Genomic DNA, 17,803 nt, shown 5'->3' with positions numbered 1-17,803 from the left:
GTCAGCGGGGCCGGGCCGTCGCGACGGGTCGCGCCGCCAGCAGCAGCGCGATGTCGTCGGGGCGGTCGGTGGCCTGCCCGGCCTCGCTGATCAGGCGGTCCGCCGTCTCCGCCAGCCGGCCCGGCCCGGCGTCGACGAGCACCTTGCGAAGGTTCTCCACGCCCAGGTCGATGTCGATCCCCGGCTGCTCCACCAGCCCGTCGGTGTACAGCGCCAGCACCGAACCCGGCTCCAGCAGCAGCTCGGTGACCGGGTACACCGCCTCCCCGTCCACCCCCAGCACCACCCCGCCCGGCAGGTCCAGTACGTCGGCCGTGCCGTCCGGGGCCCGCAGCAACGGCTGGGGGTGACCGGCCCGTACCGCCTGCGCCCGCCCCGTCACCGGGTCGAGGAGTACGTAGCAGCAGCTCGCGAACTGGCCCGGATCGAGGTCGATCAGCAGCTGGTTCGTCCCCGACACCACCTGCTGCGGAGTGTTCCCGCTCAAGGCGAAGGCCCGTACGGCGCTGCGCAGCTGGCCCATCGTCGCGGCCGCCGCCACCCCGTGGCCCTGGACGTCCCCGATGACCAGGACCAGCAGGCCGTCCCTGGTCTCGATGACGTCGTACCAGTCGCCGCCCACGTCCATGCCCTCCGTGCCCGGCAGGTACCGGCCGACCGTCTCGACCTTCTCGTGCACCGGCAGCCGGCGCGGCAGCAGCGCCGACTGCAGTCCGCGGGCGAGGGCCGACTCGGTGTCGTAGCGCTGCGCCCGCTCCAGCGCCTGCGCGATCAGCCCGGCGAGCGCCGTGAGGACCGTACGCTCCTCCGGGCTGAACCCGCGCGGGGCGTCGAACCCGAGGATGCAGGACCCCACCGGCCGGCCCGAGGCGATCAGCGGCAGGAACGCGCGGGCGCCCACGTGGGCGTCGAGCGGGATGCCCGGGTAGGCGTCGGCCAGCTGCTCCATGGACTCGAAGAAGATCGGCCGGCCGGTCGTCAGCGTCTCGACGCCCGGCAGCCGTACGTCCAGGCCCACCCCGTCGAAGCGGTCCAGGAAGCCGGTGGGGAAGCCCGTCTCCCAGGCGAGATGGAGGTGCTGCTCGCCGAGCAGGTAGATCGCGAGCTGACGGCCGCCGAAGGCGGGCAGCAGCTCCTCGGTGACCACCGCCGACACCTGGCGGGCCGTGACGGCCTCCGTCAGCGCGATGGCGAGCGCGACCGGCCGGTACAGCGCCGTCGCCCGGTCGGCGGGGGAGCCGAGGCCCCCGCCGGGCCGCATCACCGACTCCGGCGCGTACACCGGCTGCTCGGCGGGAGACAGCTGGACCGTCACGCCGGTCCGGTCGGCGTGCAGGGTGACCGACTGCCAGGCGCCGGAGGGGTGGCGGGCCAGAAACGTCACGGCGTCACCGGACATGAACGCGGCCCGGAAGTGGTCCTCGTGCGCGGGACCGCCGAGCCAGGGCAGCTCCTGCCACAGCACCCGGCCGGTCAGGGGACCGCCGAGCAGGTCGACGGCGCTGCGGTTGGCGAAGACGACCCGGCCGAGCCGGTCGAGCCCGACCAGCGCCTGCGGCAGCCGGTCGGTGGCGTCGTCGGACCGGGACCGCAGCACCGCCCCGCTCACGTGGTGACCGGCGGCGGGCACGAGCTCCAGGGCCCGGGCCTCCCCGGGGACGCCGCGCACGGGCAGGGTGCGAGCCGTCCGGGCGCGCACGGGCTGGGCGCGCACGGGCTGGGCGCGGGCGGACGGGCGCCGGGCCGCGTGCACCTCCTGCTCGGCGGCGAGCAGGCCGGCCGCCGTCCGGATGCCGAAGACGTCCTCGGCGTCCCAGCCGGCGGTCAGCGCCGCCGGGGGCGCCTCGTCCGCGTTCCACGTCACGGGCGTGAGCGATGTCAGGGGCGGGGGTAGGGGCGGGGCCGGGGCGCTCAGCGGGAGCTGGAAGCACAGGGGGTCCTCGTCCCAGGCCACGCGGACGCCCTCGGCCGAGAGCCGGTCCAGGGTCCGTGCCAGCCGGGTGGCTATGCCGTGCAGCCGCTGCCGGTCCGACGGGCCCACGGGACGGCCGGGCGTGGCCGGCCGCAGCACCATGAGCACCCCGAACCGCGCGCGGCCGGCCACCAGCGGCTCGAACAGGGAACCGAACGGATACGGCAGGCCGGCCATGAGCTGCGGGAAGCGCCGCATGGCGGCCTCCGCGTCGGGCAGGTGGACGGGCTGTCCCGTGCGGTGGACCTCGGCGACGGGGAAGGGGCGGTTGGCGTGCATACGCCACCAGGGACGGAACAGCGTTCCCGGCAGTCCCGTCAGTACGGCCAGCCTCAGCAGCCCCGGGGTCCCGGAGGGCAGATAGACACCGCCCGCGAACCCGTCGACGGCTTCGACCGCGTCGACCGTGGCCCGGGCGAGTACCAGCGCCGGCTCGTCCGGTCTGCCCGTCACACAGACAGCATGCGCCAAGGTCGCCACGGCCCGCATGCCGGACGTCCGACGGCTCGGCGGTCTAGTCGCCGGGACGCCCCCACCCGGAGCCCGGGCCCGCGTACGCGCCGGTGCGCACGCCCCGGCCGACGCCGCCGGGCCCGCCCCGGCCGACGCCGCCGGACCCCCGCCACCAGTTCCTCCGCCCCGCCGGTGGCCGCCGGCCACCGCCCCGTACGCCGTACGGACTGACCCGAACGCGTCCCTCGTCCGGGGGACGGCCGGCCGCTCCGGCGGCCTCCCGGCGGCCGCTGGGGGAGGCTCGCCGTATGCAACAGCAGTACGACACGGCGACGAGCACGGCGGGGTTCACGGCCGCCGACAAGTTCACCCTCCGTATGGCCCTCGACGCCCTCGGCGGCGTGAAAGGGCTCGACACCCTCGATCTCGCGTGCCGCCACGGGCACACCACTCGTCTGCTGGCGAGCGGCGGAGCCCGCCGGGCCGTGGGCGTCGACAACTGTCCCGAACGCATTCGCCGGGCCAGGGCCCACCCCGGCGACGACGCCGGGGCCGAGGCCATCGAGTACGTGGTCGCGGACGCGGCGGCCGGGATGCCCAGGCTCGGCCCCTTCGACCTGGCCACCGCCGTCTACCTGTTCAACCACGCGCACGACCGGACCACCCTGCACACGATGTTCCGGGCGATCCGCACCAACCTGCGCCCCGGCGGCCGGCTGCTGGCGATCGTCCCGAACCCGGGAGCCTTCCCACTGGTCGACTGGTCCCCCTACGGGGTCCGCATCCTCGACCGGCTCCGGGACGGCGACGAGGACGCACCCCTGCTGCGGGCACAGTTCGTCAACGGCGCACCCGAACCGTTCGAGTTCCGCGAGTGGGCGCACGCCGACTTCGCGGAGGCCGCCGTCGACGCCGGCTTCACGACGATCGGCTGGCAGCCCGCCCGCACCCCGCCCGCCTGCGAGGTGCGCGACGAGGCGTACTGGGCCGCCTACCGCAGCGCGCCGGTGAGCTCGCTGATGTCGTGCGTGGCCTGACCGAAGATTCAGTCAGGCCGTGGGTCGCCCCTGCGTCCTGCCCGAAAATTCAGTCAGGGCGATCCCGGCTGACCGAAAAATCGGTCAGCCGGCCGGTCGCGGCCGCTGCGCCCCCGGCCAGACCTCAATCTGCCGCCGCCGCGCCCCCCGGCCCGCCCTCACTCCGCCGCCGTCGACCGGACGATGCCCACGATCCGCTCCCGCGCCGCCCGTCCCTCCGGTACCGGCAGCAGCGGGTACACGTGCGGCAGCCCGGTCTCCTCGTGGTACTCCACCTCGACCCCGTCCGCCCGCGCCCGCCGTAGCAGCTCGCGGCTGTCCGTCGTCAGCACGTCCCGCGTGCCCGTGAACACCGTGATCGGCGCCAGCCCCGCGAACGTGCCGTGCAGCGGGCTCACGCGCGGGTCGTCCGCGGCCAGCGTGCCCGCGTACAGCCGGCCCGCCTCCAGCAGCCCCGGCCGCGCCAGCATCGGGTCCTCCGGCTCGATCGCCGCCTGGTCCGGATGGCTCATCGACACGTCCAGCCACGGCGAGATCAGCACGATCCGCGAAGGCTGCGCCCCCGTCCGGTCCCGCAGCCGCTGTGCCGCCGCCAGCGCGAGCCCCGCACCCGCCGAGTCCCCGATCAGGATCGTGCCCCCGGCCCCGCCGCCCGCGATCAGCCCGCTCAGCAGGTCCGTGGCGACCGGGACCGTCCGGTCGGCGGTACCGCGCGGCGCCAGGATGTACGCCGGAACCACACAGTGCGCCCGGGCCTCGGTCACCAGCGTCCGTATCAGCGACCAGTGCGGCCGCACCAGCTCGTCGATGAAACCGCCGCCGTGCACGTACAGCACCCGCGCCGCCGGCTCGCCGCCGCGCGGCTGGGCGTCGTACACCGGCCACGCCCCCACGAACGTACGCGAGACGTCCGCGACCTTCCCGAGCGAGCGCGGCGGCAGGTGCGAGGCCGGCCGGCGCGCGGACTGCGCCACCTTCGCCCGCACCGCCTCGGCACTCGCGAACCGTCTTCGCCGCCCCGCCGCGATCAGCGCGGCCGACAGCGCACGACTGCGCAGACTCGGCACGACGCCACCTCCCCATCCCTGCCCGACCCCTGGATCCGGACCCGGCCGCACCGGTCCTCGTCCCGGCGTGGCTCGATCCATGCCCCAGCCGCTGTCCGGGGCACGTGAGGAGCATAGGCGTGAAGCTGCGCTGTCGACCCGCTTAAGAAATCCTCGATGGACTGATCACTGCAGCTCTCGGCACATTGGTCCCCGTCCGACGCGTCGCACCGGCACCCCTGGTCGCGCGCGCCCCTCCCATGCCTGGAGCCACCCATGAAGGCACTCGTCAAGCACAAGGCCGAGCCCGGACTGTGGCTCATGGACGTGCCCGAGCCCGAATACGGCCCCGGCGACGTGCTCATCAAGGTGCTGCGCACCGGCATCTGCGGAACGGACCTCCACATCCGCGCGTGGGACGGCTGGGCGCAGGGCGCGGTCAAGACCCCGCTGGTCCTCGGCCACGAGTTCGTCGGCGAGGTCGCCGCGGTCGGCGCGGACGTCCGGGACATCGAGACCGGCGCGCTGGTCAGCGGCGAGGGCCACCTGGTCTGCGGCAAGTGCCGCAACTGCCTGGCCGGACGCCGTCACCTGTGCCGCAGCACCGTCGGCCTCGGCGTCGGCCGGGACGGCGCGTTCGCCGAGTACGTCGTCCTGCCCGCCCAGAACGTCTGGGTGCACCGCACCCAGGTGGACCTCGACGTGGCCGCGATCTTCGACCCGTTCGGCAACGCCGTGCACACCGCCCTGTCCTTCCCGCTCGTCGGTGAGGACGTACTGATCACCGGCGCCGGCCCGATCGGCATCATGGCCGCCGCCGTGGCCAAGCACGCCGGCGCCCGCAACGTCGTCATCACCGACGTCAGCCCCGAGCGCCTGGAGCTGGCCCGCAAGGCCGGTGCCACCCTGGCACTGGACGTCTCCCACGCCACCATCGCCGACGCCCAGGCCCAGCTCGGCCTGCGCGAGGGCTTCGACATCGGCCTGGAGATGTCCGGCCGCGCCGAGGCCATGCGCGACATGATCGACAACATGACGCACGGCGGCCGCATCGCCATGCTGGGCCTGCCGGCGAAGGAGTTCCCCGTCGACTGGGCGAAGGTCGTCACGTCGATGATCACCATCAAGGGCATCTACGGCCGCGAGATGTTCGAGACCTGGTACGCGATGACGGTGCTGCTGGAGGGCGGCCTCGACCTCAGCCCGGTCATCACCGGCCGCTACTCGCACCGCGACTTCGAGGCCGCCTTCGACGAGGCCGCCACGGCCCGCAGCGGCAAGATCATCCTGGACTGGACGACGGCGTAGGGGGCCGTCCGGCCCGCTCGGCCGGACCCCCTTCCCGTGGTCGCCCCCGACCACCTGTCCCGGCCGGGCCCCGCACCACCCTCCCCCCTCCGCGGGGCCCGGCCCCACCTCCGTACGCAGTCCCCTCCCTCCCTCTCCCTCCTGGCCTCCGGCCGCACCGCCGCACAAGGAGAAAGCGAAGCCCATGTTCGAGTCCGTACGCGATGACCTGCGCAGCACCCTCGACGAGATCCGCGCAGCCGGTCTGCACAAGCCCGAGCGCGTCATCGGCACCCCGCAGAGCGCGGCCGTCGCCGTGACCGCGGGTGGCACCCCCGGCCAGGTCCTCAACTTCTGCGCCAACAACTACCTGGGCCTGGCCGACCACCCCGAGGTCGTCGCCGCCGCCAAGGAGGCGCTGGACCGCTGGGGCTACGGCATGGCGTCCGTCCGCTTCATCTGCGGCACCCAGGAGGTCCACAAGGAGCTCGAGGCGCGCCTGTCGGCGTTCCTCGGCCAGGAGGACACGATCCTCTACTCCTCCTGCTTCGACGCCAACGGCGGCGTCTTCGAGACCCTCCTCGGCCCCGAGGACGCGGTCATCTCCGACGCCCTCAACCACGCCTCGATCATCGACGGCATCCGCCTCTCCAAGGCCCGCCGCTTCCGCTACGCCAACCGCGACATGGCCGACCTGGAGCAGCAGCTCAAGGAGGCCGTCGACGGCGGCGCCCGGCGCAAGCTGATCGTCACCGACGGCGTCTTCTCCATGGACGGCTACGTCGCCCCGCTCCAGGAGATCTGCGACCTCGCCGACCGCTACGACGCCATGGTCATGGTCGACGACTCGCACGCCGTCGGCTTCACCGGCCCCGGCGGGCGCGGTACGCCCGAGCTGCACGGTGTCATGGACCGCGTCGACATCATCACCGGCACCCTCGGCAAGGCCCTCGGCGGCGCCTCCGGCGGCTACGTCGCCGCGCGCGCGGAGATCGTCGAGCTGCTGCGCCAGCGCTCGCGCCCGTACCTGTTCTCCAACTCCCTCGCGCCGGTCATCGCGGCGGCCTCGCTGAAGGTTCTCGACCTGCTGGAGTCGGCCGGCGACCTGCGCGAGCAGCTCGCGGCCAACACCAAGCTGTTCCGCACGAAGATGACCGAGGCCGGCTTCGAGATCCTGCCCGGCGACCACCCCATCGCCCCGGTCATGATCGGTGACGCGGCGGAGGCGGGCCGGATGGCCGAACTGCTGCTGGAGCGCGGCGTGTACGTGATCGGCTTCTCCTACCCCGTGGTCCCGATGGGCCAGGCGCGCATCCGCGTCCAGCTGTCGGCCGCGCACTCGACGGCGGACGTGGAGCGGGCGGTCGCCGCCTTCGTCGACGCCCGCGCGGCACTGGGCACGACCGCAGGCTGAGACAATGGCGGGGTGATCGACCCCCGCCGGCTGCGCATCCTGCGGGCCGTGGCGGACCACCGTACGGTGACCGCCGCGGCCGCAGCCCTGTACCTCACCCCCTCCGCCGTCTCCCAGCAGCTCGCCGCGCTGGAGCAGGAGACCGGGCACGTACTGCTCACCCGCAGCGGCCGCGGGGTACGGCTCACCGCGGCCGGGGAGATCCTGCTGGGCCACGCCCACGAGGTGCTGGCCCAGCTGGAGCGGGCGGAGGCGGAACTCGCGGCGTACGCGGGCGGCGCCGCGGGCGAGGTCACCGTGGCGGCCTTCGCCACGGGCATCGCCGAGGTCCTCGCCCCGGCGATCGCCCGGCTGGCGCTGGACCACCCGGGCCTGCGGCTGCGGGTCCGCGACGCGGAGGGCGACCAGAGCCTGCGGATGCTGCTGGACGGCGAGGCGGACGTCGCGCTGGCGGTCGAGTACCGGGGCGGTCCCGGTTCGGACGACGCCCGCCTGTCGGTGGTCCCGCTGTACGCCGAACCGTTCGACGCCGTGCTGCCCGTGGGGCATCCCTTGGCGTCGCTGCCCGAGGTCTCGCTGGCGGAGCTGGCGGACAGCGAGTGGATCGGGCAGTACCCGGGCAATCCGTGTCACGACGTGACTCTGCTCGCCTGCGAACTGGCGGGCTTCCAGCCCCGGTTCGTCCACTCGTCGGACGACTTCCGCGCGGTGGTCGCCCTGGCGGGCGCGGGCGCGGGGGTGGCACTGGTCCCGCGGTCGGCGCTGCGCGGCATGGACCTCAAGGAAGTCCAGATCCGCCCGGTGACGGGCCCCTTGGCCACGCGCCGGGTCTTCGCGACGACCCGCAGGGGAGCGCAGACGCACCCGCTGATCGCACCGGTACTGGAAGCGCTGAGAGCGGCGGCGGAACGGCTGCCGACGCACTGAGCGGGGCCGGGGGTTGGGCTTCGGCGGGCGGTGATGCCCCTTGTCCCCTTGACGTTGGGCGTTGTGGGGGTTCCGGGGTCATCCCGTCAGTCCTCACTGTCCTTCCGTGCCGTGCCGGCCTGTCAAGAGCGCTCCTTCGTCGCGTCGCTTCGCGATTCCGCTTCGCTCCACTCCTGACAGGCCGTCCCGTCCCGGAAAGACAAGGACTGTCGGGACGCCCCCGAAAGAACGGGAGGTCGGCACTCCACCAAGGCGAGGGGTTCCAAGGCCCGCCCAGTGGCCCGGCCAGTCCGTTTCCCGTCCACGCCAGGTGCGGAAGCCACCGAAGGCAAGGGGCGCGCCCGATCGCTACGCGCTCCTGCCGTCTCAGCGGCCCCGGCCCGGCCGTGGCCGGACATAGGCCGCCATCGATCGCTACGCGCTCCTGCGATCACGCGTCTGCGGCCCGGTTTGGGGCTGGGAAGGCCATTGCAGGAGCCCCGAGTCCTCCGGGATCCCCCCAAGCCCCCTCGGGAGCCTTCCGGGGGCGAAAGGTGCGGGATGTTGGCACTGGCGGGAGGTCATCTGATCCACTCCGCCCGAGAGCCTCTCCAGAGCCCACAGAATGCCTGGATTGCCCCACTATGGTGGCCGCTCCCGGGCTGGCACTCCCACTGACTGCCCGCCGCATATCGCCAGACGGGGATCAGACGCCTGAGGGAGCAGCCAGCGGCAATCCGAGGCGGCCTATGTCCCGCCACAGGCGGGCCGCACCCGCTATGCCGGCCGAAGCGCGTAGCGATCCGGCGCGCCCCTTGCCTTCGGTGGCTTCCGCACCTGCCGCTGGGGGGACGGACTGGCCGGGCCACTGGGCAGGCTCTTGGAACCCCCGGGCATGGGAAAGCCCCGACCTCCCGTTCTTTCGGGGGCGTCCCGACAGTCCTTGTCTTTCCGGGACGGGACGGCCTGTCAGGAGTGGAGCGAAGCGGAATCGCGCAGCGACGCGACGAAGGAGCGCTCTTGACAGGCCGGCCCGGCACGGAAGGACAGTTAAGGACTGACGGGATGACCCCGGAACCCCTCCAACGCCCAACGTGAAGGGGACGAGGGGCATCGGCGTCCGCCGGAGCCGGGCTTCGGGCGCTGATCGCCCTACACCCTCACCACCTCCACCCCCGCCCCCTCGAACGCCGCCGCTCCGGCATCGGTCAGGCCGCGGTCCGTGACCAGGACGTCCACCGTCCTCGTGGGGCAGATGCGGGCGAACGCCCTGACGCCCAGTTTGCTGGAGTCCGTGGCCACGACGACCCGGCGGGCCCGCGCGCACAGCAGGCGGTTGACCGCCGCCTCGTCCTCGTGGCGGGTGGCCGCACCGTCCCCGGGCTCGAAGCCGTCGACGCCGAGGACCGCCGTGTCCACCGTGATCTGGTCCAGGACGCCCATCGCCAGCGGGCCCGTCAGCTCGAAGGACTGGGGCCGGGCGACACCCCCCGTGAGGACGATCTTGAACTGCGGGCGGACCGCCAGCTCGCCCGCGATGTTCAGGGCGTTCGTCACCACCGTCAGCGCCGGCGGTGCCAGGTCCGCCAGGTCCGCGCGGGCCGCCAGGGCGCGGGCCACCTCGGTGGTCGTGGTGCCCCCGGTCAGGCCGACCACCTCGCCGGGGTCGACGAGATCGGCCACCGCCTCGCTGATGCGGCGCTTCTCCGCGGCCCGGCGCGAGGTGCGGTAGCGCAGCGGCAGTTCGTAACTCACCCCGTGCAGCACCGCTCCGCCCCGGGTGCGCACCAGCATCTGCTGCTCGGCCAGCTGGTCGAGGTCGCGGCGGATCGTGGCCGCCGACACGCCGAGCTCGGCCGCCGCCGCGTCGACCTCCAGCCGGCCCCGGTCCACCAGCAGACCCAGCAGCGCCTGCCAGCGCGCCTCCCGCGACAGCGACATGACGTTCGGTCCTCCCAGCTCGTACGTATGACCGTACGCATGACATTACGCGCGACATCCGCCGGGCCGATCCTCCCCGGGATGCTTGAAGTTGCGTGAAACTCCTCGATAATTCGCAGGAAAACGCACCGCACGCCCGAAGCACCCCACCGCACTCGCACAGGGAGCCGGCATGAGTCATGTCGCGTACGAGCTGAGCACACAACCCGCCTGCTGGGAACGGGCCGCCGAACTGGCCCCGGCCCGGCGGACCGTGCTTCCGCAGCCCGGGGAGCGCACCGCCATCGTCGGCTGCGGCACCTCGTACTACATGGCCCAGGCGGCCGCCGCGCTCCGCGAGGACGCCGGCCACGGCGAGACCGACGCCTTCCCCGCCTCCGAGTTCCCCCGCCACCGCCGCTACGACCGGGTCCTCGCCCTCACCCGCTCCGGTACGACCACCGAGGTCCTGGACCTGCTGGCCGGACTGCGCGACGCCGGCGTCCGCAGTACGGCCGTCACGGCCGACCCCGCCACCCCGGTGACGGGCCTCGCCGACGACCTCGTCGTCCTCGACTTCGCCGACGAGGAGTCCGTCGTACAGACCCGGTTCGCCACCACCGCGCTCACCCTGCTGCGCGCCCACGTCGGCGCGCACACGGCCGCGGTCGCCGACGACGGACGCGCCGCGCTCGCCGAGCCGCTGCCCGCGGGGCTGGAGGACTGCGGGCAGTTCACCTTCCTCGGCCGCGGCTGGAGCGTCGGCCTCGCCCACGAGGCCGCGCTGAAGATGCGCGAGGCCTCGCTGTCCTGGTCGGAGTCCTACCCGGCGATGGAATACCGGCACGGCCCCATCAGCGTCTCCGGACCCGGCACCGTCACCTGGGCGGTCGACGCGGCGCCCGAGGGGCTGGCCGAGCAGGTGCGCGCGACCGGCGCCCATTGGGTGGGCGGGCGGCTGGATCCGCTGGCCGAGCTGGTACGCGTCCACCGGCTGGCGGTGGCCGTCGCCGCCCGGCAGCAACTGGACCCCGACCGGCCGCGGCACCTGACGCGCTCGGTGATCCTCGGCGCGGGTGAGGAGGCGGTCCGATGAGCCTGGTCCGCACCGGTGACCTCGTCCTGGAGGCGGTCGCCGCCGGGCGCGCCGTCGCCGCGTTCAACATCATCACCCTGGAGCACGCCGAGGCCGTCGTCACCGGCGCGGAGCGCACCGGATTGCCGGTGGTCCTCCAGCTGAGCGAGAACGCCGTGAAGTTCCGCGGCGGGCAGCTGCTGCCGATGGCGCGTGCCGCGGCCGCCTGCGCCGAGGCGGCCGCCGTCCCCGTCGGCCTCCACCTGGACCACGTCAAGAGCCCGGACCTGCTGCGCCAGGCCGCCGACGCGGGCTTCGGCTCGGTGATGTACGACGCGGCGCACCTGCCGTACGGCGAGAACCTGGAGACCACCCGCTCCGCCGCCGACTGGGCGCACGCCAACGGACTGTGGATCGAGGCCGAGCTGGGCGAGGTGGGCGGCAAGAACGGGGCCGCCCCGCTGGACCCGCACGCACCGGGCGCGCGGACCGACCCGGACGAGGCGCGCCGCTTCGTCACCGACTCCGGGGTGGACGCGCTGGCCGTGGCGATCGGCAGCACCCACGCGATGACCACCCGCACCGCCGCCCTGGACCACGCCCTGCTGGCCCGGCTGGCCAAGACCGTGGACGTGCCGCTGGTCCTGCACGGCTCCTCCGGGCTGCCGGACGCGGAGCTGGCCGCGGCCGTCGCCGGCGGCATCCGGAAGGTGAACATCGGTACGGCTCTGAACGTGGCGATGACCGAGGCCATCCGCACCCACCTGACCCCGGCCGACCCCCGCCCGTACCTGACGGCGGCCCGCACGGCGATGGCGGCGACGGCCGCGGCTATGCTCTCGGCCTTGAACTGAGGCCGTCCGGGGCCGGAACCGAGGACGGGGTCGAGGGGGGCTGACGGGAGATGGGGCACGGGCGCGGGGCCTACGGGCGACGTGAGATACCGGTGCTGCTGGGCGGACTGGTGCTCCTGCTGTCCGGCGGCGCGGCCGGATGCGCGGCGGGTACGGACAGCGGCCGGGACGGCGTGAACAAGGACCACCTGCGGGTGCGGACCGACCCCGAGCCGCTGCGCCGGCGGTTCGGGGTCCTCGGGGAGCTCTCCGAGCCGCACTGGCTCGGGTACGACGTCGACGGGGCCGGCAAGCGGACGCTCGTGCCCGGGCCGGACTCCCGGATCCGGCTGGTCGGGTCGGCCCGGCTGCCGAAGGGTGCGGTGGCGGCCGCCCTGGCCGCCGGCCGCGATCGCCAGGAGCCCTTCGAACCGGCGGCCCTGACCGACGTCCCCGAGCCGCTGCGCGCGTCCGTACCGGCGGGAGCGCGGTGGCTGCACAGCGCGTCGTACGACGTACGGGTCCTCGCGCCGGGCCCGCAGACCGAGGTGAACGCGACCGCCGACGGACGGTTCCTGCTGGACGAGGAACGCGACCTGGTGTGGTTCGACGCGGTGTTCGTGTACGCCTGAACGGGGCCGGGCCGGGCCGGCCGTGCCCCGCCCCTTCCGGATTCTTGGAACAGGTTCTAATCTGCCCTCCGCCAGCGACGCGACGGACCGCGAGACTCCCGGAGGGGCCGTGCACCTCGAATACACGCCTGAGCAGCAGCAGTTGCGCGCCGCGCTGCGTGCCTACTTCGCCGAGCTGGTGCCCGAGGACGTCCACGCCCGGTACGGCGACCCCGCCGCCCAGAAGCGGTTCTACCGGGACACCATCCGCCGGCTCGGCGCCGACGGCTGGCTCGGCGTGGGCTGGCCCGTGGAGTACGGCGGGCGCGGTATGACGCCGATGGACCAGTTCATCTTCTTCGACGAGGCCGCGCAGGCCGTCGTACCGCTGCCGCTCATGGCCCTGAACACCGTCGGGCCGACCCTCATGCAGTTCGGCACGGACGAGCAGAAGTCGTACTTCCTGCCCCGCATCCTCTCCGGCGAGATCGACTTCGCGATCGGCTACAGCGAGCCGGACGCCGGGACCGACCTCGCCGCCCTCAAGTGCAAGGCCGTGCGCGAGGGCGACGAGGAGAGCGGCACGTACGTGGTCAACGGGCAGAAGATCTGGACCACCAACGGCGACACGGCCGACTGGGTCTGGCTCGCCGTCCGCACCGACCCGGACGCGCCCGCGCACAAGGGCATCACGATGCTCCTGGTGCCCACCTCCGACCCCGGATACTCGTGCACGATCATCAACACCCTGGCCTCGCACGACACCACCGCCAGCTACTACGAGGACATCCGTGTCCCGGCGAGCCGCCGGGTCGGCCAGGAGAACAAGGGCTGGCGCCTGATCACCAACCAGCTCAACCACGAGCGCGTCACCCTCGCCGCCCACGGCACCATGGCCATCCGCGCCTTCCACGACGTCCAGCGCTGGGCGGCGAGCACCAAGCTCGCCGACGGCCGCCGCGTCATCGACCTCGGCTGGGTCCGTGGCCGCCTGGCCCGCGTCCACGCCCGCCTCGACGCGATGAAGCTGCTCAACTGGCAGATGGTGGGTGCCGTCCAGGACGGCACCCTCACCCCGCAGGACGCCTCCGCGGTGAAGGTCTACGGCTCCGAGGCGCGCCGGGACGCGTACGCGTGGCTGATGGAGGTCGTCGGCGCGGCGGGGCCCCTCAAGGACGGCTCGGCCGGCGCGGTCCTGCACGGCGAACTCGAGCGCGGCTACCGCAGCGCCGTCATCTTCACCTTCGGCGGCGGCAACAACGAGATCCAGCGCGAGATCATCTCCTGGATCGGCCTGGGCATGCCCCGCGTCCGCCGCTGACTTCGTGTGACTACGGGTCCGCGATTCTTGGAAACGACCACGCCTGGGTGGTGCGGCTGGAACTGCGTACCGGGCCGAGACCGCCGATCGGCTGTTCGCTGGTCCAGGTGCCGAGCACCCGCGGGTCGGCGGTGCCGACCGTTGTCAGTGGTGAGCGACAGGATGGATGCGTACCGCCGATCCGTACTCATCACGAGGGGTTCCCGTGTCCGTTGCCGTGTCCGACGCCGCGTCCGTCCGCTTTCCCACCGGCTGGTGCGCCACCGACCTGGGCCGGTTCCGACCCTGCGACTCCACCTACGAGGTCTACCCCATGGACAGCCTGCCGCCGCTGGACGCTGTGGGACTCGACGGTGGGTTCGGGTGGATGGGCGGTGGGAGCACCGGGCCGTCGGAGCACGCGGCACACCTGGCGGCCCTCGAACGGGAGCTGGCGGCGGTCGGGCTCGCGATGCCTTCGGACTTCGCCGCGTTCTACGGCAGCGAGCGACTCTGCCGCGCCTTCGACGAGGTGTCGGTGACGGCCTGCTGGACCGATCTGTCCGCGGCGCTGCGCAGCCCGGCCGAGGAGGGTGCCCGTCTCGTGCGGTTCATGCGGGACCAGCAGGACTGCGTCATCTGGTACCTGTACCTGCGACCCTCGGGGGAGGCGTTCGTGGTGTGCTCGCACCTGGAGCTGGAGTCCGCCGAGGCTTGGTGGGCCGGGGAGCGGGCGGATGAGTTCCGGGAGGCTGCCGCCGGCTCGCTGATACGGTGCGCCGGTTCCTTCGAGGAGTTCGCATACCGCTTCGTCGTGGAGAACGAGCTGTGGATGCGGCTCCACTCCGCTGGCACGGACGGGGAACTCGCTCCCCGCCTTCAGGCATACGCCGATCACTACGCGGCCGTCGTCGCCTGACCCGGCAGCAGGAGGTCGGGCGACCAGCAATCCCGGTCACACTCCGGCACACCGCCGGAGGGGGCCGGGTGTGCATTTCCGTGGGGCGTTCGACAGACTGAGGCGATGATCGAATCGCCCGCGTCCGTACGCCGCCGTGACCGGCGTCGGTTCCTGCTGCCTCCGGCCGTCGCCTGGCTCGTCTCGAACCTGATCACCTGGATGATCGCCAAGGCGTCCGTCGCCGGTGACGGGTCCGGCGTGGCCTACTGGTCCACGGGTGGACGCCGGCGCTGGGACTCCGAGCACTACCTGTCGATCGCCAGGACCGGCTACGAGATGTTCTGGTGCCGGGAGCGCTACGCGGACTTCCCCGACGTCATGTGCGGGAACGTCGCCTGGTTCCCCGGGTACCCCATGCTCGTCCGGGCGTTCTCCGCCACCGGGCTGTCGTACGAGATATCCGCCGTGGTCGTCACCGAAGTGGCCCTGTTCGGCATGTTCGCGGTGCTGTGGTGGCTGCTCGGCGGCCGGCTCACCTGGGCCACCGGCCTCACCCTCGCCATCGGGACGGTCTTCCCCGGCGGCATCTACTTCCACGCGATCTTCCCGATCGCCACCGGCACGCTGGCCCTGCTCGTCTGCGTCGTCGGGGTCAAGCGCGGGTCCTGGGGCATCGCCGCCGCCGGCGGGTTCGTGGCCACCGCCTGCCATCTCGTCGGCGCCGTCGCCGTCGGCATGCTGCTGGCCAGCGTGCTCTTCGCCTGGCGGAAGGACCCCTGGCCGGTGCGGTGCGCGAAGGGCGTGGGGTCGGCGGTCATCGCCGGCTGCGGCGTCCTGTGGGCCAAATGGCTGATGTGGCAGGCGACCGGCAAGTGGGACGCGTACGAGATCATCCAGGAGTCCAGCTACAAGCAGGGCGGCCTGCACGAGCCCTTCTCCGCGATGGCGAAGGCCTACGGCGTCCCGTTCAGCGAGTGGTACCGGCCCAAGGGGGAGCTGCCCCCGCTGGTGGAGAACGCCCTCGCCGCGCACCACACCCAGCTCTGGCTGAACGTCCTCTTCGTCCTGCTCGTCGTGGCGACGGCCGTGGTCCAGCTGGTCCGGCACCGCCGCCTGGAGGTCGAGCAGTGGGCCGCCCTGCTCCTGACGGTCGGCGTCTTCCTCATCCCGTTCGTCGCCGGCGCGCAGATGTCGTGGTACCGCAACCACGCCCAGATGTTCGTCGGGCTCATCCTGGTCGTGCGCATGCCGCGATGGGTGCAGGCCGTGCTGCTGGCCCTGTGCGCCGTCCAGTACGCCCTGCTGGGAGCGATGTTCTTCTCCGGCGTGCTGGTCTAGGGCCTGTCCTGTCCGGCCGTGCGGGGCCGGAGAAGGCTCCGGCCCCGCACGGCCTGCCGACATGCCGCCACCCGGTGGCTCCCGCATGATGACTGCTGTGCACGACGACCCCCACCGGGGACCGGTCACGTTGTCGATCGTCGTCCCCATGTTCAACGAGGAGGAGGCCCTGACCGCGCTGACGGCGCGGCTCCGGCCGACCCTGGACGGGTGCGGCGAACCGTACGAGGTCCTGGCCGTCGACGACGGCTCGACCGACGCGACCGCCCGGCTGCTGGAGGACCTGCGCGCGCTCTGGCCCCAGCTGCGCGTCGTGACCCTCCGGCGAAACAGCGGCCACCAGGCGGCCCTCACCGCCGGGCTGCACCGGGCCCGTGGCTCCTACGTGGTCAGCATCGACGCCGACCTCCAGGACCCGCCGGAAGTCATCCCCGAGATGCTCGCGCTCGCCCGGGCGGACGGCCTGGACATCGTGTACGGCGTCCGCGCCGACCGCTCCACCGACAGCGTCTTCAAGCGCCGGACCGCCGCCGCCTACTACTGGCTCATGCGCCGGCTGGTCGGGGCCCACGTCCCCGCCCAGGTCGGCGACTTCCGGCTGCTCTCCCGCGCCGTCGTGGAGACCCTCAAGACCCTCCCCGACCAGCGGCAGGTCTACCGGCTGCTCATCCCCTGGCTGGGCTTCCCCAGCGGCCAGATCACCTACCGGCGCGAGGAGCGGGTGGCCGGCGCCACCAAGTACCCCGTACGCAAGATGGTCCTGCTGGCCCTGGACAGCGTCACCGGCTTCTCGGCCGCCCCCCTGCGCCTGGCGACGGCGATCGGCGCCCTCGCCCTCGTCGTCTGCTTCGCGTTCCTCGTCTGGACCGTCACCGTGTACACCATGGGCCGGACCCTGCCCGGCTGGACCTCCTTGATCATCACGGTACTGTTCTTCGGCGCCGTGCAGCTCTTCTGCCTGGGCATGCTCGGTGAGTACATGGCCCGTATCTACACGGCAGTCCAGGCCCGGCCGACCTACACCGTCGCCCACGACACAGACGAGGAACCGAGCTGATGCCCCCGTCCCCGTCCCCGTCCCCGCCCGCCGCCGGACCGCGCGTGCTGCTGGTCCGCCACGGGGAGACCGACTGGTCCCGCTCCGGCCGCCACACCGGCCGCACCGACCGGCCGCTGCTCGACAGCGGCCGTAACAGCGCCGTCCTGCTCGGCGAGCGGCTGCGCCGCGCGCCCTGGGACGGCCTGCCCGGCGCCCGGGTCCGCACCAGCCCGCTGGTGCGCGCTGCCGAGACCTGCCGGCTCGCCGGGTTCGCGGACGAGGCCACCGCCTGGGACGCGCTCATGGAGTTCGACTACGGCGCGTACGAGGGCCTGACCACCGCGCAGATCCTGGCCGACCGGCCCGACTGGGACCTGTGGCGCGACGGCGTACCCGGCGGCGAGAGCCTCGCCGACGTATCCGCCCGCGCCGACCGGGTGGTGGCCTGGGCCCGCGCCGGCGACGAGGACGCGCTGCTCTTCGCCCACGCCCACTTCCTGCGGGCGCTCGCCGCCCGCTGGCTGGGCGCCGACATCTCCTTCGCCGCCCAGCTCGACCTCGCCCCCACCGCCCTCTGCGTCCTGGGCTGGTCCCACGGCCACCCCGCCCTCCAGCGCTGGAACGACCTCGGCCACCTGGAGACCCCCGCCTGAAACCCCGCCCGCCCGGGT

The 17,803-nt window shown here is 73.3% G+C and carries 15 protein-coding genes; 12 read left to right on the top strand and 3 right to left on the bottom strand.

Annotation, left to right across the window (positions count from 1 at the left end; all coding sequences use genetic code 11):
• Position 1 precedes the first annotated feature (1 nt).
• On the bottom strand, positions 2 to 2,461 hold the full coding sequence (locus ACZ6KO_RS20555; protein ID WP_469305418.1) for a SpoIIE family protein phosphatase: 2,460 nt from the start codon (positions 2,459 to 2,461) through the stop codon (positions 2 to 4).
• A 272-nt stretch (positions 2,462 to 2,733) separates the two neighbouring features.
• On the opposite strand from ACZ6KO_RS20555, the gene ACZ6KO_RS20550 reads away from it, so the two are divergent.
• Positions 2,734 to 3,462: a class I SAM-dependent methyltransferase gene (locus ACZ6KO_RS20550; RefSeq protein WP_469305417.1), complete on the top strand. Its 729-nt coding sequence runs from the start codon at positions 2,734 to 2,736 to the stop codon at positions 3,460 to 3,462.
• A 158-nt stretch (positions 3,463 to 3,620) separates the two neighbouring features.
• On the opposite strand, the gene ACZ6KO_RS20545 is transcribed toward ACZ6KO_RS20550, so the two are convergent.
• Complete coding sequence (locus tag ACZ6KO_RS20545; RefSeq protein ID WP_469305416.1) at positions 3,621 to 4,529, bottom strand: alpha/beta hydrolase fold domain-containing protein; 909 nt, start codon at positions 4,527 to 4,529, stop codon at positions 3,621 to 3,623.
• 255 nt (positions 4,530 to 4,784) lie between these two features.
• Between ACZ6KO_RS20545 and tdh the strand changes: the two genes are divergently transcribed.
• The 3 genes from tdh (at position 4,785) to ACZ6KO_RS20530 (ending at position 8,136) form a co-directional block, all read left to right on the top strand.
• Positions 4,785 to 5,816 (top strand): L-threonine 3-dehydrogenase, encoded by a 1,032-nt coding sequence (tdh, locus tag ACZ6KO_RS20540; RefSeq protein ID WP_401446472.1) that lies wholly within the window; start codon positions 4,785 to 4,787, stop codon positions 5,814 to 5,816.
• 184 nt (positions 5,817 to 6,000) lie between these two features.
• A complete protein-coding gene (locus ACZ6KO_RS20535) occupies positions 6,001 to 7,209 on the top strand; it encodes a glycine C-acetyltransferase (protein ID WP_469305415.1) in 1,209 nt (402 codons plus the stop codon).
• Between the two features lie 12 nt (positions 7,210 to 7,221).
• Positions 7,222 to 8,136 (top strand): LysR family transcriptional regulator, encoded by a 915-nt coding sequence (locus ACZ6KO_RS20530; protein WP_401446478.1) that lies wholly within the window; start codon positions 7,222 to 7,224, stop codon positions 8,134 to 8,136.
• 1,131 nt (positions 8,137 to 9,267) lie between these two features.
• Here ACZ6KO_RS20530 and ACZ6KO_RS20525 read toward each other — a convergent pair.
• Positions 9,268 to 10,050 carry a DeoR/GlpR family DNA-binding transcription regulator gene (locus ACZ6KO_RS20525; RefSeq protein ID WP_469305716.1) on the bottom strand — a complete coding sequence of 261 codons (783 nt, stop codon included), beginning with the start codon at positions 10,048 to 10,050 and terminating at the stop codon, positions 9,268 to 9,270.
• Positions 10,051 to 10,228: 178 nt separating this feature from the next.
• Between ACZ6KO_RS20525 and ACZ6KO_RS20520 the strand changes: the two genes are divergently transcribed.
• The 8 genes from ACZ6KO_RS20520 to ACZ6KO_RS20485 all read left to right on the top strand — a co-directional run bounded on the left by ACZ6KO_RS20520 (position 10,229) and on the right by ACZ6KO_RS20485 (position 17,785).
• Complete coding sequence (locus ACZ6KO_RS20520) at positions 10,229 to 11,131, top strand: SIS domain-containing protein (RefSeq protein ID WP_469305414.1); 903 nt, start codon at positions 10,229 to 10,231, stop codon at positions 11,129 to 11,131.
• Positions 11,128 to 11,964, top strand: a complete 837-nt coding sequence (locus tag ACZ6KO_RS20515; RefSeq protein ID WP_469305413.1) for a class II fructose-bisphosphate aldolase — start codon at positions 11,128 to 11,130, stop codon at positions 11,962 to 11,964. Before ACZ6KO_RS20520 ends, ACZ6KO_RS20515 begins: the two co-directional genes overlap by 4 nt.
• 50 nt (positions 11,965 to 12,014) lie before the next feature.
• On the top strand, positions 12,015 to 12,575 hold the full coding sequence (locus ACZ6KO_RS20510; protein ID WP_469305412.1) for a hypothetical protein: 561 nt from the start codon (positions 12,015 to 12,017) through the stop codon (positions 12,573 to 12,575).
• Positions 12,576 to 12,684: 109 nt separating this feature from the next.
• Positions 12,685 to 13,875 carry an acyl-CoA dehydrogenase family protein gene (locus ACZ6KO_RS20505; protein ID WP_469305411.1) on the top strand — a complete coding sequence of 397 codons (1,191 nt, stop codon included), beginning with the start codon at positions 12,685 to 12,687 and terminating at the stop codon, positions 13,873 to 13,875.
• 205 nt (positions 13,876 to 14,080) lie between these two features.
• Entirely contained in the window at positions 14,081 to 14,773 is a 693-nt protein-coding gene (locus tag ACZ6KO_RS20500) for a hypothetical protein (protein WP_469305410.1), read from the top strand.
• A gap of 105 nt (positions 14,774 to 14,878) precedes the next feature.
• The gene (locus tag ACZ6KO_RS20495; RefSeq protein ID WP_469305409.1) at positions 14,879 to 16,093 is read left to right on the top strand and encodes a hypothetical protein; all 1,215 of its coding nucleotides are present in this window, start codon (positions 14,879 to 14,881) and stop codon (positions 16,091 to 16,093) included.
• An 88-nt stretch (positions 16,094 to 16,181) separates the two neighbouring features.
• Entirely contained in the window at positions 16,182 to 17,150 is a 969-nt protein-coding gene (locus tag ACZ6KO_RS20490; RefSeq protein WP_469305715.1) for a glycosyltransferase family 2 protein, read from the top strand.
• Positions 17,150 to 17,785, top strand: coding sequence for a histidine phosphatase family protein (locus ACZ6KO_RS20485; protein WP_469305408.1), 636 nt, complete (start codon positions 17,150 to 17,152; stop codon positions 17,783 to 17,785). Before ACZ6KO_RS20490 ends, ACZ6KO_RS20485 begins: the two co-directional genes overlap by 1 nt.
• The last annotated feature ends 18 nt before the right edge of the window (positions 17,786 to 17,803 follow it).

It is taken from the genome of Streptomyces sp. NPDC042102 (assembly GCF_055582305.1).
This window is presented reverse-complemented; position numbering and strand designations above follow the sequence as displayed.